Source organism: Rhizobium leguminosarum bv. viciae (assembly GCF_012276115.1).
Classification (GTDB): domain Bacteria; phylum Pseudomonadota; class Alphaproteobacteria; order Rhizobiales; family Rhizobiaceae; genus Rhizobium; species Rhizobium leguminosarum_T.
On the sequence record NZ_WIEU01000012.1, the window covers coordinates 1 to 18,263 of the forward strand.

18 protein-coding genes and 5 tRNA genes are annotated in these 18,263 nt (G+C 60.1%); 11 read left to right on the top strand and 12 right to left on the bottom strand.

Annotated elements, in window-relative coordinates; all coding sequences use genetic code 11:
• Positions 1-339: 339 nt before the first annotated feature.
• Complete coding sequence (locus GFM02_RS20430; protein WP_168322593.1) at positions 340-513, top strand: YodC family protein; 174 nt, start codon at positions 340-342, stop codon at positions 511-513.
• A gap of 25 nt (positions 514-538) precedes the next feature.
• Here GFM02_RS20430 and GFM02_RS20435 read toward each other — a convergent pair whose 3' ends face one another.
• Both GFM02_RS20435 and GFM02_RS20440 read right to left on the bottom strand, forming a co-directional pair.
• Positions 539-1,132, bottom strand: a complete 594-nt coding sequence (locus tag GFM02_RS20435) for a hypothetical protein (protein ID WP_168322594.1) — start codon at positions 1,130-1,132, stop codon at positions 539-541.
• A 295-nt stretch (positions 1,133-1,427) separates the two neighbouring features.
• Entirely contained in the window at positions 1,428-1,760 is a 333-nt protein-coding gene (locus tag GFM02_RS20440; protein ID WP_168322595.1) for a hypothetical protein, read from the bottom strand.
• 21 nt (positions 1,761-1,781) lie between these two features.
• Between GFM02_RS20440 and GFM02_RS20445 the strand changes: the two genes are divergently transcribed.
• Positions 1,782-2,126 carry a phage tail tube protein gene (locus GFM02_RS20445; RefSeq protein ID WP_348643985.1) on the top strand — a complete coding sequence of 115 codons (345 nt, stop codon included), beginning with the start codon at positions 1,782-1,784 and terminating at the stop codon, positions 2,124-2,126.
• A gap of 9 nt (positions 2,127-2,135) precedes the next feature.
• Positions 2,136-2,819, top strand: coding sequence for a tyrosine-type recombinase/integrase (locus tag GFM02_RS20450; protein WP_168322596.1), 684 nt, complete (start codon positions 2,136-2,138; stop codon positions 2,817-2,819).
• An 8-nt stretch (positions 2,820-2,827) separates the two neighbouring features.
• Here the strand turns inward: GFM02_RS20450 and GFM02_RS20455 are convergent.
• A tRNA-Arg gene (locus GFM02_RS20455) sits at positions 2,828-2,904 on the bottom strand.
• 57 nt (positions 2,905-2,961) lie between these two features.
• Positions 2,962-3,267 (bottom strand): ETC complex I subunit, encoded by a 306-nt coding sequence (locus GFM02_RS20460; protein ID WP_003539138.1) that lies wholly within the window; start codon positions 3,265-3,267, stop codon positions 2,962-2,964.
• Between the two features lie 642 nt (positions 3,268-3,909).
• Between GFM02_RS20460 and GFM02_RS20465 the strand changes: the two genes are divergently transcribed.
• Positions 3,910-3,986: transfer RNA gene (locus GFM02_RS20465), tRNA-Pro, on the top strand.
• Between the two features lie 62 nt (positions 3,987-4,048).
• Here the strand turns inward: GFM02_RS20465 and GFM02_RS20470 are convergent.
• Positions 4,049-4,537, bottom strand: coding sequence for a DUF192 domain-containing protein (locus GFM02_RS20470; RefSeq protein ID WP_025394382.1), 489 nt, complete (start codon positions 4,535-4,537; stop codon positions 4,049-4,051).
• Positions 4,538-4,539: 2 nt separating this feature from the next.
• On the bottom strand, positions 4,540-5,118 hold the full coding sequence (locus GFM02_RS20475) for a cold-shock protein (RefSeq protein WP_012757289.1): 579 nt from the start codon (positions 5,116-5,118) through the stop codon (positions 4,540-4,542).
• A 195-nt stretch (positions 5,119-5,313) separates the two neighbouring features.
• Between GFM02_RS20475 and gloA the strand changes: the two genes are divergently transcribed.
• From gloA to GFM02_RS20500, 5 genes are all read left to right on the top strand, one after another.
• Positions 5,314-5,754, top strand: a complete 441-nt coding sequence (gene gloA, locus GFM02_RS20480; RefSeq protein ID WP_168322597.1) for a lactoylglutathione lyase — start codon at positions 5,314-5,316, stop codon at positions 5,752-5,754.
• 175 nt (positions 5,755-5,929) lie between these two features.
• Positions 5,930-6,988, top strand: coding sequence for a D-Ala-D-Ala carboxypeptidase family metallohydrolase (locus GFM02_RS20485; protein WP_432444451.1), 1,059 nt, complete (start codon positions 5,930-5,932; stop codon positions 6,986-6,988).
• A 197-nt stretch (positions 6,989-7,185) separates the two neighbouring features.
• Positions 7,186-7,260: transfer RNA gene (locus tag GFM02_RS20490), tRNA-Glu, on the top strand.
• A gap of 74 nt (positions 7,261-7,334) precedes the next feature.
• Positions 7,335-7,409, top strand: a tRNA-Glu gene (locus GFM02_RS20495).
• A 177-nt stretch (positions 7,410-7,586) separates the two neighbouring features.
• Positions 7,587-7,661, top strand: a tRNA-Glu gene (locus GFM02_RS20500).
• Between the two features lie 48 nt (positions 7,662-7,709).
• On the opposite strand, the gene recJ is transcribed toward GFM02_RS20500, so the two are convergent.
• The 5 genes from recJ to GFM02_RS20525 all read right to left on the bottom strand — a co-directional run bounded on the left by recJ (position 7,710) and on the right by GFM02_RS20525 (position 13,364).
• Positions 7,710-9,512 (bottom strand): single-stranded-DNA-specific exonuclease RecJ, encoded by a 1,803-nt coding sequence (gene recJ, locus GFM02_RS20505; RefSeq protein WP_168322599.1) that lies wholly within the window; start codon positions 9,510-9,512, stop codon positions 7,710-7,712.
• A 191-nt stretch (positions 9,513-9,703) separates the two neighbouring features.
• Complete coding sequence (locus GFM02_RS20510) at positions 9,704-9,892, bottom strand: hypothetical protein (RefSeq protein ID WP_432444452.1); 189 nt, start codon at positions 9,890-9,892, stop codon at positions 9,704-9,706.
• A 232-nt stretch (positions 9,893-10,124) separates the two neighbouring features.
• Positions 10,125-11,450 (bottom strand): homoserine dehydrogenase, encoded by a 1,326-nt coding sequence (locus tag GFM02_RS20515; RefSeq protein ID WP_168263333.1) that lies wholly within the window; start codon positions 11,448-11,450, stop codon positions 10,125-10,127.
• A 61-nt stretch (positions 11,451-11,511) separates the two neighbouring features.
• Entirely contained in the window at positions 11,512-12,729 is a 1,218-nt protein-coding gene (locus tag GFM02_RS20520; RefSeq protein WP_027684874.1) for an LL-diaminopimelate aminotransferase, read from the bottom strand.
• Between the two features lie 221 nt (positions 12,730-12,950).
• Entirely contained in the window at positions 12,951-13,364 is a 414-nt protein-coding gene (locus GFM02_RS20525; RefSeq protein ID WP_163876567.1) for an SHOCT domain-containing protein, read from the bottom strand.
• Between the two features lie 150 nt (positions 13,365-13,514).
• Here GFM02_RS20525 and GFM02_RS20530 point away from each other — a divergent pair, with 150 nt between their 5' ends.
• Positions 13,515-15,383, top strand: coding sequence for a PHA/PHB synthase family protein (locus GFM02_RS20530; protein WP_246792330.1), 1,869 nt, complete (start codon positions 13,515-13,517; stop codon positions 15,381-15,383).
• 208 nt (positions 15,384-15,591) lie between these two features.
• On the top strand, positions 15,592-16,932 hold the full coding sequence (locus GFM02_RS20535) for a DUF2778 domain-containing protein (RefSeq protein ID WP_168322601.1): 1,341 nt from the start codon (positions 15,592-15,594) through the stop codon (positions 16,930-16,932).
• Between the two features lie 39 nt (positions 16,933-16,971).
• On the opposite strand, the gene GFM02_RS20540 is transcribed toward GFM02_RS20535, so the two are convergent.
• Positions 16,972-18,129 carry a pyridoxal phosphate-dependent aminotransferase gene (locus GFM02_RS20540; RefSeq protein ID WP_168322602.1) on the bottom strand — a complete coding sequence of 386 codons (1,158 nt, stop codon included), beginning with the start codon at positions 18,127-18,129 and terminating at the stop codon, positions 16,972-16,974.
• Between the last annotated feature and the right edge of the window lie 134 nt (positions 18,130-18,263).

An 18,263-nucleotide genomic window follows, 5' to 3' on the forward strand; every position in this document is an offset into this window, starting at 1 on the left:
ATTCCAACTGCGCGGAGATACAGTCTGTTTGCATCGGGGCTCCGTTACGAATCTGGTAAGCCTTTGTCGCAAAAGCAGTTTCTCAGATTCGCGGCCCCGATGCACCCCTTACTTTGAGAGATTCGGGTTAGGCTCATCGATCTCGATCTCAAGCGTGTCCACGCCTGGATGGTCCTGCCACGACATTCGTCGCGGGGGTGGGATTTGGCTTTCTGCCTCTCATGCAGACCCGAACGTTCTGCTACCCTGTGATAGCTGTGGGAAACGCAATGTATCGTTCCAATTGCAGAAGACTCGCCTAAAGTCCGCTTTCGAATCAACTCGAAAAGGAGAGACATCATGCAGTTTGCAATCGGCGATCGTGTGGAACTGAAGTCTGGTGGACCAGAGATGACCGTTCAGAGCATTGAAGGGGCCGCAAAATGTTACTGCGTCTGGTTCAACAAGGAAGGCGCGACTTACAAGCTTGAAGGGTCTCTGTTTATCCAACAGACCCTAAAGAAGATCGGGTAAATAGTCGGCGGCACTGATCAACGCACTATCGGCTTTCACTGGATTTCGCAGTCAGGTGGAACTCGCTACCAATCTCCAGGATTAGTCGGTTTGCCTCGGTCAGCATCTTCACGTTTTTCTTATGTTGCGCTTCCCAGTCACACCTATCGGGACAATGGTTCCAGCTTCGATTCGTGGGCATATCTTGTTCTGTGAAAAACCGATCGAGAAATGCCTGCATTTTTTCAGCAGTTTCTGGCGAAGCCAACGCCTGTGCTCGGCTGGCCTCCACTCGCCATTTTACAATAAGGTCAACGGACCTCTCGGTATAGCGATCGAAAGCTCTGGTTTGCATGTCGGCATTTTTTGCATCCGCTGTTCCGAACCAGCTCACATCGAGGATCAGAGTCTCAAGGGTAAGGATTGTATCAGAAATATCATCGAATAACTTTGCCTGGGCCGTCGCTACCGCCTGCCGAGCCTCACGCGATTGGTCAATCGACTTGATGATGAGGGGTACGAAAAACCCGGAAAGGATGGCAGTCAAAACAAGGAGGAGAAGTTTCTCAATAAACCCATCGCTTTTGATCGCCTGTATCAACGGATTGCCTTTGCGCTGCGGAGTTGGAACTTTGGTCATCGATTAACCCAGCCGTCGGAGTAGATGCGCTAGTGCGTTCCGAAGTTTCCGCCTTGTCAAGATGAAGCGCGAAAAAGGATGGGTAGCGCGTGTAAGCTGTGACAAAAGGGCCCCTTGAACCAGGTCAAGCTGTACCCTCACGCGCGACGGGAATCCGATCCACTACCAACCGATCGGTGTCCGCCTGAAATGATTGCAGACTGTGGGTCATAAAGAGCCCGTACCAGAAACCCGATCCAAATCTATTCGACTGATTGGACTCAAACTTTTTTCACATCGGGCAAAAAGGGGGCGGTTATTCTGCTCTCACTGCGAACGAAGGCCCCGGACGGTGGAAAATATTCTTTGATGGAAAATCACAGGTTGAAATCCGGCCTGCTTTCGGGCGTGTCGTCTGCGGACGCTTTGCGGAGCGCGCGCGGAATATCTGCGGAATAAGTGCGGAAAAGCGGCTTTGCTTTCCTTCCGCTTGCAAGACATTCAAGGGCTGTGGAAACCGGCCTTCGGAAAGATCGCGGAAACAGCGCGGAAAATCGCCGCCGCCTCGCGTGTGCGCGCGGATTTTTGTATTATTTATCTCTATAGGGGCGGCATACAGCCGCCCCTCTATGAGTGAGAAGCGATTCATACGGTCACGTTCGATGACTGGATTGCTGACCTGCTGGCGAACGATTGGGCAACCAACGTCCTGAAGAACGGCAACGTCGTGAAGACGCTGGCTTTCGAAAAGACCTTCGAGCTCGGCGCCACCGACGTCTATGCCCGCTACCGCGGCTGCCGGATGAACACGCTGGATCTGCAGCTGAATGCGAAGCAGAACGTCACGGCCAACTGGGGCGTGATGGGCATCGGCAGCCCGAATCCTGACACTGCGATAGTCACCGGGGCAACCTATACCGATCCGACCACCACACCGGTCCTGAACGCCGCCCTCGCCGTGATCGCCGCCGGCCGCGATCGCAGAGCCGATGCGCCTTTCGCCGCAATCTCCTAACTGAAGATCATGGGTTATCTCTTCGCCTATGCCGTGGATGCGGGTATCGTGAAGAACAATCCCGTCCGCGATGTGAAGATGCCAAAGGCAAAGACCGATGGCTTCAAGCCATGGGACGCGGCCGACGTCGAAAAGTTTTATGCGACCCACCCCGAAGGCTCGCAAGCGAGGTTGGCAATGGACATGCTGCTGTTCACCGGCCTGCGCCGCTCGGACATCTTCCGGATAGGTCCGCAGCACGTCAAAGGTGACGTGATCGAGAATCGCGCGGGCGAGAATGACGAGTGGGTCTATATCCCGATGCACCCTGATCTAAAGTCAGTTCTGGAGGCGACGGCGACGAAGCATCTCCCGTACTTGCTCACGCCGGTTCACGGCCGGCCGTTCAAGAGCGCGGCGGCGTTCGGGAATTGGTTTGGGGAAATGTGCACGGAAGCGGGAGTGGAAGGCCGCGCCCACGGCCTGAGAAAGACGCTTGCCCTGCTCCTGGCCGAAAGCCGAAATAGCAACAGCGAACTGAAGGCGCGCTTTGGCTGGAGAAGCGATTCCATGGCTAACCACTATACGCGGAAAGCCGACAAGAGGAAGCTCGCCATTTCGGGCGCTGCGAAACTGAACGAGAACAGCCTAACCCCTCAAACCAGATCCAATGAGGGTTTCAGGCTCGAAAATAAAATAAAAACAAATACTTGAAAAATTGGTGGCGACCCCTGCAGGAATCGAACCTGCGACAACCTGCTTAGAAGGCAGGTGCTCTATCCAGCTGAGCTAAGGGGCCGTCCGGCGGCCGCGTCTCGCGAGCGCGACCGGATGCGGCATATCTGGACGAGAAATCTCAATGCGTCCAGGGCTGCGTGCGTGTATAGCGGAAATTATCCGGATAGGCGACGACCTGGCGGACCGGATCCTTCGGTGCGATGACGCGGTATTCGATGCCGTTGCGCTGGGCGTAGGCTTCGGCGAGTTCCTGCGTTTCGAAGGTGAGCTTCACCTGCTGGCGCATATCGCCCGAGGAAGTGTAGCCCATGATCGGATCGATCTTGCGCGCCGACTCCTGATCGTATTCAAGCACCCAGAGATGGGTCTTGGCCTTGCCGGACTGCATGGCGGTCTTGGCTGGACGATAGATCTTGGCAGACATGACTGCAGCGTCTCCGACTATGCGGGCAGCGCCCGCCTTTCATGGTCTCAATCCCGTTGCTGGCCCGTTCTCGGGCCTTGGCATCATCGCAGAGAATAATGCCAAGAGATGAATTTTGCTTAGCCGCGAATCCCCGCTTTTTCAAGAAAAAAGGCGGTGTGCGACACGGCTGCCGACTCCGTTCGCATGACGGCCGACACCGCCTCCCCTTCAAATCCGGTGATTGCCGGCGGATTTCGCAATATTTCCGCTTGTCTCACCTTGTGATCATAACCTGATTGCCGCTGCCTTCCCTCGGCACTAGTTTACGGCTCAATCGATTTCAGTGGATTTGCAGCTCATGATGAGACGTTCGGCGGAGTTCAATGCCATTGTGATAGGCGCTAGCATCACGGCGTTCTTCTACGTTGCCATCAGCTACGCCCAATATATCGGCCTGATCGCCCACGGCTAAGGGAGCCTTGTGCTGACGTACAATTGCGCCAGACAGACCGAACTCGTGCGCCCGGCAAGCAGGCTGGGCGACCTATCAAGATTTTTCTGTCTTGCATCCACAGGTCCTGCGAGGAATCTTCGGCCAGAGCTGGATTTATGGGTTGCGACGGCGAAGTGAACCGTGTATCTCCCCTGCCATTCACGGCACGGAGTGTAGCGCAGCCTGGTAGCGCATCTGGTTTGGGACCAGAGGGTCGGGAGTTCGAATCTCTCCACTCCGACCATTCAATATCCCGATATTTTTGAATTCCTTGACAGGCGCACCCCTGCTCGTGGTCGCGCGCCGTTACTTCGCCTTCTTCGTCGTCGTGGCGCTGACGATCCTGTCGCCAGGCTTGATTCCCAATTTTGCAACGATGCCGGCGTTTAGTTCGACGACGTATTTCACCGCAACCATCGAATCGATGATGTCGCGCGAATAGGGCACTGCCTTTTCCTTGATGTGGCGGATCGTGCCGGTGTCGTCTGCAAAAAGCATATCGAGCGGCAGGATGGTGTTTTCCATCCACATGGTGACGCGCCGCGGCTGGTCGAAATCGAAGATCATGCCGGCATCATCGGCCATCGTCTTGCGAAACATCAGGCCGCGGGCGCGCTGATCCGGGGTCGAGGCGATTTCGACGGTGAAATGCAGCACCTTGCCCGCAGCGGTCTGGATGAGCAGCGGCTCCTTGTCGAAGCGCATCTCCTCTTGAGCCAAGGCCGGCAGCGCAACCATGAAAAAAAGCGCCAATAAGGCGCTTCTGATGGCATCAAATAGGATTAGGCCGCGCATGTTCAGTGCGACCGGCTTGCCGGGCTCGGAACGTCAGGATGGATCTCTGCGGCCATCAGGCCCTTTTCGCCGTCGCCGAAGCGGACGAGAACCACCTGGCCGGGGCGGAGCTCCGTCAGGCCGAAGCGGCGCAGCGTCTCCATGTGCACGAAGATATCTTCGGTGCCCTCGCCGCGCGTCAGGAAGCCGAAGCCCTTGGTGCGGTTGAACCATTTGACCAGCGCACGTTCGAGTCCGCTCGTCGCGGTGACCTGCACGTGGGTGCGCACCGGCGGCAGCTGCGAGGGATGAACCGCAGTCGACTGGTCCATCGAGAGGATCTTGAAGGCCTGATAGCCGCGCTCGCGGCGCTGGATGAGGGCGACGATGCGCGTTCCCTCGAGGATCGTCTGGTAACCGTCGCGGCGCAGGCAGGTTACGTGCAGGAGAACATCCTGCATGCCGTTGTCGGGCACGATGAAGCCGAAACCCTTGGCCACGTCGAACCACTTGACGACGCCGGTGATTTCAACAAGATCGACCGCCTCTCCTGATAGCTCGTCGAGGTCGGAGTATTCGTTCGATGAAATCCTGTCAGCCATTGTCGCCAGCCCCTCGAATACGCGTCACACTGTTACGGTTAACTGATTCTTGAAATCAAGATTAACATCTTGGTAACGGATAAGCGCAAGTCCTAGTTTTCGGTTATTCCCAGGTGCACATTTTATAAAGATGACTTGCCCGAAGCTGACCTCGGCTCGCCGAAAAAAGCTAGCCCCAATAAAGGAGTAAATAGAATGCGTTATCTTCATACAATGGTGCGCGTCAAAGACCTCGACGCCTCACTCACCTTTTACACTACGCTGTTCGGGCTGGAGGAGATTCGCCGCCACGAAAACGAGAAGGGCCGTTTTACCCTGGTTTTCCTGGCTGCTCGCGACGATCTCGACCGTGCGCGCAGCGAAAAAGCTCCCTGCCTCGAGCTTACCTACAATTGGGACACGGAAGATTATAGCGGAGGTCGCAATTTCGGCCACCTCGCTTATGAGGTCGACGATATTTACGCCACCTGCCAAAATCTGATGGACAATGGCATCACCATCAACCGGCCGCCGCGCGACGGGAACATGGCCTTCGTGCGCTCGCCCGACGGCATCTCGATCGAAATCCTGCAGAAGGGCAGCCCGCTTCCGGCCGCCGAACCCTGGGCCTCGATGGGCAATACCGGCGACTGGTAAGGGTTTTCGCCGCAAGGCTTTTGCGAGGCTTGCGGCTTTTTCGATTTCGGGTCTCGCCGGCGCCTCGGCGCTTGCCGCGAGCCGACGCCGCAGGCAATCTCCTGACGACTCGAAGCGGAATAGAAGCGTTTTCGTTTATTTTCCGCATTCAACTGGAGACTGTCGCTTGCGTAAGATGCAAATGCGGATGCCCATGACGGGCGCTTTGCTGATCGCCACCTCGGTGCTGGCGCTGTCCGGTTGCGCGTCGGACAAGAAGGCACTCGATTCGGCGGCGGTGGTTCCCGCGGCGCAAGCCGCAGTACCTGAGCTGACCACGGCAGCGCCTGCAAGCCCTGCCCCACGTTCGGTCTATACGGATCCCCGGCTCGTCAACATCTCCGGCGTCCAGGGTGCGCCTCAGGTCGTGGCACAAGACCCGAATGCAGCCGTCCCGCCCGCCGGCTCGGCAACGGCGGCGCCCGCCAATATTGGCGGACTCGTCCTGCAGTCGACCCGGATCAATGCGCAGGCGATGAGCATCTTTTCCGATCACCAGCCCGCGCCGCAGAACAACAGCACGTCCACCGTCATTCAGCCGCAGGCCTATGTGCCGGTGGAAGGTGCAGCACCTGCGCGAAGCAGCGTCTACAGCCAGCCGCCCGTGCCCACACAGCCGGTGGAGCCGGTGCTGCCGCAGCAATCCTCGCAGAATAGCAGCACGCAGCTTGCGCCCGTGCAAACGGCGTCGCTGGCGACGGCCAGCATTCCGGCCTCGACGATGAACGCGCTTTACAGCGCGCCAAAGCAGAACCTGCTCGGCAGCCTCTCCGGCCTGCTGCACAAGGCGGCGCTGCCCGGCATGACGCGCATCGCGCCGAACGGGCTGCATCTTCAGAACGACAAGGTCGAGGTCGGCTGCTTCAAGCCCGACCTGCTGAAAGTGATCAAGATGGTCGAAAGTCATTTCGGCAGGCCGGTCATCGTCACCTCCGGCTACCGTGACGAAGAGCATAACCGCCTCGTCGGCGGCGCCGACGAATCGATGCACAAGAGCTGCGAGGCGGCCGACATCCAGATCGACGGTGTGACGAAATGGGATATCGCCACCTATATCCGCTCGTTGCCGGACCGCGGCGGCGTCGGCACCTACTGCCACACCGATTCGGTTCACCTCGATACCGGCAAAACCCGTGACTGGGACTGGGGCTGCGGCGGCAAGCGCGCACCGATAACGACGGCAAGAGCGATCTGACGGCCGCGCGATTTTCGCATTACGTTACGGAAACACCGCCTCGTCTCGTTAAAGAAACAAGCGGCAGCCTATTGATTCAGCTTCAATAATCAGCTTCTCGAACACACTCGGATTTCCTGTCATTTTTTTGAAAGAAAACCGCAATTCCGCTTGCGGGATTCAAAACGCCTGACTATAAGGGCGCCACCACGAAGGAAGCGCCCTTCGTCTATCGGTTAGGACACCAGATTTTCATTCTGGGAAGAGGGGTTCGACTCCCCTAGGGCGTACCACTTTCTCTCCATATAGAAGCCAACACTTCCGCTTGCAGAAGCAGGTGCACGCTCCTATCTTAACGAGGCTGCCTGCGCCCTTCGTCTATCGGTTAGGACGACAGATTCTCATTCTGTAAAGAGGGGTTCGACTCCCCTAGGGCGTACCATCAGGTTTGCGCAATCGCCCCTAAACCAGCCCGCTGGCTTATCTTCCCGGCTCCGTCACCTCACGATACAATGTTTTTCAACAGCAGCAAATAAATCGGCGAAAACGATGATTTTTTCGCGCCTTGGCGCTTGCGGCCTTCGAAGGCGCTGACTATAAGGGCGCCACCACGAAGGACGCGCCCTTCGTCTATCGGTTAGGACACCAGATTTTCATTCTGGGAAGAGGGGTTCGACTCCCCTAGGGCGTACCACTTTCTCTCCCTCGACACTTCCATCGTCAGCGCTCTTGCGCGACTGCTCTATTTCGCCGGCGCTGCATCGCAGACGCGGAGCTGGATGCGGCGTGCGCCCTGGTAATGATCGGCACCGAGCGAACCGGCGACATGCAGGCTGGCGCCGCGCGAATTGATGAGAAGATTGCCGAGCGGCGTATCGGCGGCGCGGAAGGCGATGCCGTCGAGCCGCGATCCGTCCATCGCCTCCAGCGTCACCTTCACATGTTTCTCGCCGACCAAGCGGGCATCGCGCACCCTATGCGCCGGTATGGCAAAGAGCGGCTGTGCGTGGCCAGAGCCATAGGGGCCGGCAGCCTCCAGGCGGTCGATGAGTTCGAGGGTGGCGCCGCTTGCGCCGATCGCGCCGTCGATCTTCAGTGTTTCGTTGGCGACGAGATTGGCCACCGTCCTCTCGGCCTTCTCGGTGAAGAAGGTCCTCAGCCTGCCGAGATCGGCGCGCTCGACCGTTAGGCCTGCGGCCATGGCGTGGCCGCCGCCTTTGACGAGCAGACCCTCGTCGACCGCAGCCCGGACCATCCTGCCCATGTCGAAGCCGTTGATCGAGCGGCCCGAGCCGGTGCCGCGGCCGGAGGGATCGAAGGCGATCGCAAAGGCAGGCCGTTTGAACTTTTCCTTCAGCCGCGCCGCGATCAGCCCGACGATGCCGGGATGCCATTTCTCATGGGCGGTAACGATAACAGAGGCGCCCTCGCCGTCGCCATATTCGGCAAACGCCTCGGCTTCGGCCTCCTGCAGCATGATCGTCTCCATCGCCTGGCGTTCGCGATTGAGCTCGTCGAGGCGCTGCGCGATCACATCAGCCTCTCCGGCGTCATCAAGCGTCAGCAGCCGGCTTCCGAGTGCCGCGTCGCCGATCCGCCCGCCGGCATTGATGCGCGGGCCGATCAGGAAGCCGAAATGATAGGGTGTCACGGGGCCGGCGAGCCCAGCCTTGCGGAAGAGTGCTGCCAGTCCGGCATTGCTCTGGTGGCGGGCAGCGACCAGCCCCTTCACCACATAGGCGCGGTTGAGGCCCTTCAGCGGCACGACATCGCAGACCGTCGCAAGAGCCACGATATCCAGCCACTGCAAGAGGTCGATCGCCAGGATGTGCTTGTTGCCGGCCGCGCGCAGCAGCCGGAGCGTCGCGACCAGCACCATGAAGACGACGCCGGCGGCGCAAAGATGCCCCTGCCCCGAGAGGTCGTCCTCGCGGTTCGGGTTGACCAGCGCATGGCAGGGCGGCAGCTCATGTGTCACCTGGTGGTGATCGATGACGACGACATCGATATTGCGCGCGGCAGCGGCGGCCAGCGCCTCGTGGCTGGTGGAGCCGCAATCGACGGTGACGATCAGCTGAGCGCCGTTATCAATCAACTGATTGATCGCCGCCGGATTGGGGCCGTAACCTTCGAAGACTCGGTCGGGGATATAGATGGTCGCCCTGACGCCGAAATGGCTGAGAAAGCGGAACATCAGTGCCGAGGAGGCTGCGCCGTCGACGTCGTAGTCGCCGAAGATCGCGACGCTCTCGCCGCGCTCGATCGCGCGCAGGAGGCGGGTCGCGGCCTTTTCGCAATCGGTCAGCCTATGGGGATCGGGCATCAGGCTGCGGATCGTCGGATCGAGGAATTCGATCGCCTCGTCTACCGTCACGCCGCGCCCGGCAAGCACCCGGGCAATCAGATCCGGCAGTCCGTGGATTTGCGACATGGCCAGCGCGCGGTTCTGCCCGGCCTGGTCGAGCCGCGCGACCCAGCGATTGTCGAGCGCGGATTTCTCCACCCCGAGAAACGCGCGCTGTACCGGATCGACGAGATCTGCCATGCCATACTCCGCTGACTGCATCTGCACTTTCTACAGGAGCAGCGGAGATAACATAGCGATGGATTTGCAGACACGGATTTTTACCAAAGCATGTCGCGCAAAGCAAAAGTGTGCAGCGATTTTGCGACAACGACATGCGTAAAAATAAAGACCTAAAGCGCGAGAGCGAATCTGAAAGATCGCGACACGCTTTAGAATACCGCCCAGACGATCAGGGCCATGCCGGCCAGTTGCACCAGGATAACGGAGAAGAGAGTGAGAAGAATGGCCCAGTTACGGCCTTCCGGGCTTTCGTCGTCGTCGTAGGCCTCATTCGAGGCCTCGTCGGAGGGGTGGTAACGAGCCTCATCACGGTTCGTCTCGGGAACGTCCTCAAACACACCAGAATGATCGGGAGGCTCCTCTTCCGGGCGACCATACCCCTTCCCGGCATGGCTGTCCTTGTTCACGAAATTCTCCAAAGCCGGCGACTCCCTCTCCCGGCTTATTTATATCAATGTTTCGGTATCTGTTAATATAAGTTTTCGTGAGAGCGGCTAAACAGGCAATAAAAAAACCCGCCCTGCGTGCACAGAGCGGGTCAGCTATCCCGGATTGTGCCAAAAAAAGAGGTCAGCCTTCCTCTTTCGGCCGCTCGATGCGAATCACCTGCGGTTCGCCGAAGAGGTAACCTTCCGACTTGATCGAGGCGACTGCCTTGCGCACCGACTCTTCCATCGTCGCATGGGTGACGAGAATGATCGTCTGGTGGTGCGATGGCGCCAGGTGCTGTTTGGAGCGCTGGACGATCGATTCCAGCGAGATGTTGTTTTCGGCCATACGGGTTGCGACGCTGGCAAAGACGCCGGTGCGGTCGAGCACGGTCAGGCGGATGAAATAGCCGCCCTCGTGGCTCTGCATCTGCGCCTTGCGGTAGGGTTCCAGCGTCGCTGCGGGATGGCCGAGCACCGGCACGCGCTGGGCGCCCGGCTGGCTCTTGGCGATATCGGCGATATCGCCAAGCACCGACGAGGCCGTGGCATTGCCGCCGGCGCCAGGGCCGACCATCAGCAGTTCGCCGAGCACGTCGGATTCGATCGCCACTGCATTGGTGACGCCGTCGACCTGGGCGATGACCGAATCGACCGGCACCATTGTGGGATGGACGCGCTGCTCGATGCCGGTATCGGTGCGCTGGGCAACGCCCAAGAGCTTGATGCGATAACCGAGTTCGGCAGCAGCGTGGATATCCTCGATCGAGATGTTGGTGATGCCTTCGAGATAGATGTCGTCGGCCGCGATCTGATTGCCGAAGGCGAGCGTCGTCAGGATGGAAAGCTTGTGGGCCGTGTCGTTGCCCTCGATATCGAAGGCCGGATCGGCCTCGGCATAACCCAGCCGCTGCGCCTCCTTCAGGCATTCGGCGAAGGAAAGCCCCTCCTTCTCCATCTTGGTCAGGATGTAATTGCAGGTGCCGTTCATGATGCCATAGATGCGCGAGACGGAATTGCCCGTCAGCGATTCACGCAGCGCCTTGATGACTGGGATGCCGCCGGCGACTGCCGCCTCGAAGTTCAGCAGCGACCCCTTCTCCTCGGCGATCGTCGCAAGCTCGACGCCGTGATAGGCAAGCAGCGCCTTGTTGGCTGTCACCACATGGAGACCACGCTGGAGTGCCGTACGCACCGAGACGTTGGCCGCCCCTTCGGCGCCGCCCATCAGCTCGACGAAGACGTCGATATCGCCCTTTTCGGCAAGCTCCTCCGGCCGGTCGAACCAGGTAACGGCGGAAAGATCGATGCCGCGGTCCCTTGCCTTGTCACGGGCCGAGACGGCCGTGATGGTGATCGGACGCCCGCAGGTGACGGCAAGCTCGTTGCTTTTCTGCTGAATGATGCGGACAAGCGAGGCGCCAACGGTGCCCAAGCCCGCAATGCCGATTTTGAGGGCATCTGCCATGGATCGATCCTGAAATGTCTGTGTGGTGGCAGCCGCATGACGCGGCTGCCCAATGGTTGGATTAGCGGTGTGCGTTCAGCGAGATGACGTTGTGCATCGTCTCGTCTGCCGTCGACATGAACTTTTTGATGTTGCGCGCAGCCTGGCGGATGCGGTGTTCGTTTTCGACAAGGGCCAGACGGACGTAGTCGTCGCCCATCTCGCCGAAGCCGATGCCCGGGGCAACGGCGACGTCGGCCTTCTCGACCAGCAGCTTGGAGAATTCCAGCGAACCGAGATGACGGAACTTTTCCGGGATCTTCGCCCAGGCGAACATCGTCGCAGCCGGCGGCGGCACGTCGAACCCGGCCTTGCCGAAGCTTTCGACCATGACGTCGCGGCGGCGCTTATAGACGTTGCGGACTTCCGCAATGTCGGAGCCATCGCCGTTCAGCGCATGCGTCGCCGCCACCTGGATCGGCGTGAAGGCGCCGTAGTCGAGATAGGACTTGACGCGGGTGAGCGCCGCGATCAGCCGCTCGTTGCCGACGGCAAAGCCCATGCGCCAGCCGGGCATGGAAAAGGTCTTCGACATCGAGGTGAACTCGACGGTCACGTCCATTGCACCCGGCACTTCGAGAACCGACGGCGGCGGGGAGCCGTCGAAGTAGATTTCCGAATAGGCAAGGTCGGAGAGCACGATGATGTCGTGCTTCTTGGCGAAGGCGATGACGTCCTTGTAGAAATCGAGCGTCGCGACAAAAGCCGTCGGGTTCGACGGATAGTTGAGGATCAGCGCCAAGGGCTTCGGGATCGAATGCCGGACGGCACGTTCGAGCGGCTCGAAGAAGCTCGCATCCGGCTCCACCGACATGGAACGGATCACGCCGCCCGCCATCAGGAAGCCGAAGGCGTGGATCGGATAGGTGGGGTTCGGGCAGAGGATCACGTCGCCAGGCGCGGTGATTGCCTGCGCCATGTTGGCGAAGCCTTCCTTGGAGCCCAAGGTGGCGACCACCTGGGTATCCGGGTTGAGCTTGACGCCGAAACGGCGGGCATAATAGGCGGCCTGGGCGCGGCGCAGGCCCGGAATGCCCTTGGAAGAGGAATAGCGGTGCGTGCGCGGATCCTGCACGACCTCGCACAGCTTGTCGACGATCGACTGGGGAGTGGGAAGGTCGGGGTTTCCCATGCCGAGATCGATGATATCGGCGCCGCCCGCTCGCGCGCTTGCCTTCAAACGGTTGACCTGTTCGAAAACATAAGGCGGCAAACGCCGGACTTTGTGAAACTCTTCCATCTCATTCCCCATGGAAAGGCGGCATTTCGGGCCGCAGTCGAAGTTCGTTCCGTCTCCCGGCGGCTGCGACACGAACTTCAGAATCGCAACGCCGTATTCATCAGACCCAAGCGACGCGGCGAATCTTTGACGGAAAGGCCGCGTAACGCGCTTTATCGGGAAAATTGTATCTTCCGATCCTTGCCGAAGGCTTTGCGTCCAAATTGCCTGAAAGGCAAGGTCTATTTGGAGATTTCAGACAGCGTATCCGTGCCGTGCTCGGCGGCGAGACGCCGCATTTCCGCGACCTTGGCCTGATATTCGGCTTCCGAGATCGCGCCTGCCTTGCGCCGGGCGGCCAGAGCCGTCAGCTGATGCTGCAGTTCGGCCGCCTGCTCGTCGCTCATCTGCACATTGGCGGCGGTCAGCGGCGCGCCGAAATTCGGATAGCCGTCCGGGTATTTTGCAAGGCCGCCCTCGGCCGCCTCGCCCTTGGTGGCCGGCATGACGACGGCGGTCGGCGCCGCTCGCTTGGCGGCGGCTGCGGCTTTTTGTTCCGCCGTCAGATTGCATCCGGCAAGGGCCATCGCCGCCGCGGCGCAGATCAGTGCGGTGCGGTTGAAGGTTGCGATGCGCCGAATGCCGTTCTTCGTCATGCCTCAAAAATCCAGTTTTGACTGCTTCGACTGTTAAATTTGTCGCAGCCACAAAGCAATAGCATGAGCCGATGCGGGTGGAACTTGTTTTCTCGTTCGATCACGATGTACAACGAATGGATAAAAAGAGTGGTGCTGCCGCCGGAGGAAATGGTGACCGACAGCAAGCAGGAGAATGGCGGCCAAAAGAATGGCGAAAAGGCCGGCTTCGACGCGACCGATCTCGATCCCTATCTGCTGAAGGATCCTGAGGCCATGGCGATGAATTTCGCTCGGGCGCTCGAAAATCTCGGACAGGCAGCGTCTGCCTGGCTTGCGCCGCGCGAACGCGGCGAGATCACCGAAAGCGCCGCCGATCCGATGACCGACATGGTCAAGACGCTTTCCAAGGTCACCGAATACTGGATTTCAGATCCGCGCCGCACCTTCGAGGCACAGACGCAGCTGATGTCCTCGTTCTTCGGCATCTGGATGCGCTCGATGCAGCGCATGCAAGGCACGCACGGCATGCAGGGCGATCCCACGCCACCCGAGCCGGACACCCGCAAGGACAAGCGCTTTTCGGACGAGGACTGGGAGAAGAATCCGTTCTTCGATTTTCTCCGCCAGGTCTATTTCGTCACGACCGACTGGGTGGAAAAGATGGTGTCGGAGACCGAGGGCCTCGACGAGCACACCAAACACAAGGCCGGCTTCTACGTGAAGCAGATCACGGCAGCACTTTCGCCGACCAACTTCATCGCCACCAATCCGCAGCTCTACCGCGAGACGATCGCGACCAGCGGCGCCAATCTGGTGCGGGGGATGAAGATGCTGGCCGAGGATATCGCTGCCGGACATGGCGACCTTCGCCTTCGCCAGACCGACATGACGAAATTCGCCGTCGGCCGCGACATGGCGCTGACGCCAGGCAAGGTGATCGCCCAAAACGACATCTGCCAGATCATCCAGTACGAGGCTTCGACCGAAACGGTGCTGAAGCGGCCGCTTCTGATCTGCCCGCCCTGGATCAACAAGTTCTATATTCTCGACCTCAACCCGCAAAAATCCTTCATCAAATGGTGCGTCGACCAGGGGCAGACGGTCTTCGTCATTTCCTGGGTCAACCCGGATGCGCGCCACGCCGACAAGGACTGGGCGGCCTATGCCCGCGAGGGCATCGATTTCGCGCTGGCAACGGTCGAGAAGGCGACCGGCGAGAAGGACGTCAACGCCGTCGGCTACTGCGTCGGCGGCACGCTGCTTGCGGCAACACTGGCACTGCATGCCAAAGAGAAGAACAAGCGCATCAAGACCGCCACACTCTTCACCACCCAGGTCGACTTCACCCATGCCGGCGACCTCAAAATCTTCGTCGACGAGGAGCAGCTTGAAGCGCTCGAAGAGCATATGCAGGCGGCCGGCTATCTCGATGGCACGAAGATGTCGATGGCCTTCAACATGCTGCGCGCCTCCGAGCTGATCTGGCCTTATTTCGTCAACAACTACCTCAAGGGTCAGGATCCCCTGCCCTTCGACCTGTTGTTCTGGAACGCAGATTCGACCCGCATGGCGGCGGCAAACCATGCCTTCTACCTGCGCAATTGCTATCTCAAGAATGCGCTGACGCAGAACGAGATGATCCTCGACGGCAAGTCCGTGTCGCTGAAGGACGTCAAGATCCCGATCTATAATCTCGCCACCCGCGAGGATCACATCGCACCTGCCAAGTCCGTCTTCCTCGGCAGCCGGTTCTTCGGCGGCAAGGTGGAATTCGTCGTGACCGGCTCCGGGCACATCGCCGGAGTGGTCAATCCGCCCGACAGGAAGAAGTATCAATTCTGGACGGGCGGCCCCGCCAAGGGAGACTACGAGACCTGGCTCGAACAGGCGACGGAGACCCCAGGATCATGGTGGCCGCATTGGCAGGCCTGGATCGAGACGCATGACGGCAGGCGCGTGCCGGCCCGCAAACCCGGTGGCGATGCGTTGAACGCCATCGAGGAAGCGCCCGGAAGTTATGTGATGGAGCGCGCCTGAGAAGGCCCAAACACATCTCTTTTTGAGGCGTCGTAAGAAACTGCAACGCCGCGTAAACAAATTAGAAACCATAATTCGTCATCCTTGCGAGACAGTCGGAAGTCGCGGTTGGTCTAAATTCGGCCCATTTGCGCCTGTACCGGCCCCCGGCGAAGTGTATCAGTCAGTGCCGCCGGCCTGCGTAGCGAGTTTGAAAGACGAGTGTAGTATGGCGTGTGCGGTCGGGACGTTCGATGACGTCACCCCTCTTGGCGGATCTGCTTTCCGTTGGCGCAGATCTCGCGGTTTCCTTTACGGTGTTGTCGGCGCCGGATTTCTGACCTCCACATGGCTGATCGCGACCTTCGCGACGATGCACTCGATAGCCGCTCCCTATTCTCCGCCGGATCGCCTGGCACAGGTGGCGGCTGCGCCGAAGGTGGCGCCTTCACCGCACCATGAGCGGCTGATCCATGTCGGCAAGGCCGACCGGCTGACAGCCTTCGATGCGAAGCCGAAGGTCCCGCTGACGGCGAACCTCATTCAATCCCATGCCGAAAAGACCGCCGCCGCTGCAACGGCGCTTGCGGTTCTCGCCAAAAACAATCGGCTCGCCATGGCTGCCGAACAGCCGGTCGTGGCGGCGATCTCCGACAGCGCCAAATTCCGCAAGGATGATGTGATCGCGGCGGCGCCGGTCGAGCTCGCCTCGGCAGAGACGGAAGAAGACGACGGCGACCGGATCATCGTTCCCTCGAAAGAAGCCGTCGCCGCAGCCGAACTCCCGACCCTGCTGGCGCTTGCCGATGCCGGATCCCGGCAAATCGCGCCGGCTCCGGTCGAGCCAACCGCATCTCCCCTCAAAACGGCCTCCATTCCCGCATCGGAACCAGCACCTGACGTCGTCGCCGCCGCGGAAGACGCGCCACCCTTCGATCTCGTGCTGGCGCCGGACGAAGGTTCGGTGCCGCTGCCGATGGCACGTCCCGATGGACTCATCGGCAAACCGACACCGGCCTCCAAGGGTTCTGAGCGCTCTGCAGAGCCTGTGCTTGCCTACGCCCAGCCGAACTCGCCGATCGAGGATGACGAGGACGATGCAGTGCCGCGCTACGACAAGCCGGTCTTCTCGCCGAAGCAGCGCGCGGGCGTCGCGATCTACGATATCGAAAACAGCACCGTCTATCTGCCGAACGGCGAGCGGCTCGAGGCCCATTCCGGGCTCGGCAAGATGCGCGACAAGCCGCGTTTCGCCAACAAGAAGATGCACGGACCGACGCCGCCGCACACCTATGTTCTTACCATGCGCGAGAGCCTTTTCCACGGCGTCGAGGCGCTGCGGCTGACGCCGGTCGAGGGGTCGGACGCCATCTATGACCGTGTCGGCCTGCTCGCCCACACCTACATGCTCGGCAAGAACGGCGATTCGAACGGCTGCGTCTCCTTCAAGGACTACCGCCGTTTCCTCGCCGCCTACAAACGTGGCGACATCAAGCAGCTCGTGGTGGTGCCACGGCTGAACAACAAACCGTCTTCGACGCTTGCCTCGCTGTTTTCGCGGCGCAGCTGAGGATTGGAGAGCGCACCGCCGCTTGCCCGGCAGCGGACGCTACTTCAGCCAGGCTGCGATTCGCTCCACTGCCTCGGCGATCTCCGCTTGCGAGCCCGCATAGGACAGACGCAGCGTTCGATTTCCCTCCAGCGGATCGAAATCGAGACCGGGCGTGGCGGCGACGTCGATTTCCGCGAGCATGCGCTTGGCAAAGCCCATGCTGTCATTGGTGAAGCGGGTGACGTCGAGATAGGCGTAGAAGGCGCCGTCCATCGGCGAGGCGATCGAAAACCCGATCTGCGGCAGTCGCCGCATCAGCAAGTCGCGGTTGCCGGCGTAACTGGCCTTGTAACGATCGAGCTCGCCGCCGGCGCTCAGAGCGGCCGTGGCGGCGATCTGGGAAAGCTCGGGTGGGGAAATATAGAGGCTCTGCGCCACCCGCTCGATCGGCCGAACCAGGCGCTCGGGAAGCACCATCCAGCCGATTCGCCAGCCGGTCATGCAATAATATTTGGAGAAAGAGTTGATGACGATCGCCTCGTCGGCCAGCTCCAGCGCGCTCGCCTCCTCGCCTGCGAAGGTCAGCCCGTGGTAGATTTCATCGGAGATGAAGGCGATGGAATGGGCCGCGCAGTAATCCGAAAGCGCCTTCAGCCCCTCGCGGCCGGTCACCGTGCCGGTCGGATTGGCGGGGCTTGCGAGCAGCACGCCTTTCAGCGTGATGCCGCTTTCCTTCTGCGCCGCTTCGAGGCTTTGCGGCGTCAGGGTGAAGTGGGTCTCAGCCGTTACCGGCACTTCGAGAACCGTCAGACCCAGCGCGCCGAGGATATTGCGATAGGCGGGATAACCGGGTCTTGCGATCGCCACCGCATCGCCGGCATCGAAGAGCGACAGGAAGGCGAGATTGAAGCCGGCCGAGGAACCGGTGGTGATGGCGATGCGCTTGGGATCGATCTCCAGGCCGTGGCGATCCTTGTAGTGCCAGGCGAGCGCCGATTTCAGCCGTGCCGTCCCCAGCGCATCGGTATAACCGATCCGGCCTTCGGCAAGTGCTGTGCGCGCCGCTTCGAGGGCCGCTTGAGGTGCCGGATGCGAGGGCTGACCGACTGCCATCGAGATCACCGGATGGCCGGCAGCGCGCCGCTTCGTCGCCTCCGCCAGGACGTCCATGGCGTGAAAAGGCTCGACTTCGCTGCGTTTCGATATGGAAAACAAGATCTTTTCTCGCTTAGCTTCTGCGTCACGGCCCGACAATTGCCGCATTAATCGGCTCATCACAATCCCGCGAGGGCCGCGCTGGACGAAAAATTCTGGTTTGAGCAGAACCGAACGCACCGTACCTTGACGCG

Excerpts from the sequence above, each read along its gene's own strand:
- GFM02_RS20430 (WP_168322593.1), top strand. The coding sequence starts at position 340 with ATGCAGTTTGCAATCGGCGATCGTGTGGAACTGAAGTCTGGTGGACCA.
- GFM02_RS20435 (WP_168322594.1), bottom strand. The coding sequence starts at position 1,132 with ATGACCAAAGTTCCAACTCCGCAGCGCAAAGGCAATCCGTTGATACAG.
- GFM02_RS20440 (WP_168322595.1), bottom strand. The coding sequence starts at position 1,760 with ATGAATCGCTTCTCACTCATAGAGGGGCGGCTGTATGCCGCCCCTATA.
- GFM02_RS20450 (WP_168322596.1), top strand. The coding sequence starts at position 2,136 with ATGGGTTATCTCTTCGCCTATGCCGTGGATGCGGGTATCGTGAAGAAC.
- GFM02_RS20460 (WP_003539138.1), bottom strand. The coding sequence starts at position 3,267 with ATGTCTGCCAAGATCTATCGTCCAGCCAAGACCGCCATGCAGTCCGGC.
- GFM02_RS20470 (WP_025394382.1), bottom strand. The coding sequence starts at position 4,537 with ATGCGCGGCCTAATCCTATTTGATGCCATCAGAAGCGCCTTATTGGCG.
- GFM02_RS20475 (WP_012757289.1), bottom strand. The coding sequence starts at position 5,118 with ATGGCTGACAGGATTTCATCGAACGAATACTCCGACCTCGACGAGCTA.
- gloA (WP_168322597.1), top strand. The coding sequence starts at position 5,314 with ATGCGTTATCTTCATACAATGGTGCGCGTCAAAGACCTCGACGCCTCA.
- GFM02_RS20485 (WP_432444451.1), top strand. The coding sequence starts at position 5,930 with ATGCAAATGCGGATGCCCATGACGGGCGCTTTGCTGATCGCCACCTCG.
- recJ (WP_168322599.1), bottom strand. The coding sequence starts at position 9,512 with ATGGCAGATCTCGTCGATCCGGTACAGCGCGCGTTTCTCGGGGTGGAG.
- GFM02_RS20515 (WP_168263333.1), bottom strand. The coding sequence starts at position 11,450 with ATGGCAGATGCCCTCAAAATCGGCATTGCGGGCTTGGGCACCGTTGGC.
- GFM02_RS20520 (WP_027684874.1), bottom strand. The coding sequence starts at position 12,729 with ATGGAAGAGTTTCACAAAGTCCGGCGTTTGCCGCCTTATGTTTTCGAA.
- GFM02_RS20525 (WP_163876567.1), bottom strand. The coding sequence starts at position 13,364 with ATGACGAAGAACGGCATTCGGCGCATCGCAACCTTCAACCGCACCGCA.
- GFM02_RS20530 (WP_246792330.1), top strand. The coding sequence starts at position 13,515 with ATGGTGACCGACAGCAAGCAGGAGAATGGCGGCCAAAAGAATGGCGAA.
- GFM02_RS20535 (WP_168322601.1), top strand. The coding sequence starts at position 15,592 with ATGGCGTGTGCGGTCGGGACGTTCGATGACGTCACCCCTCTTGGCGGA.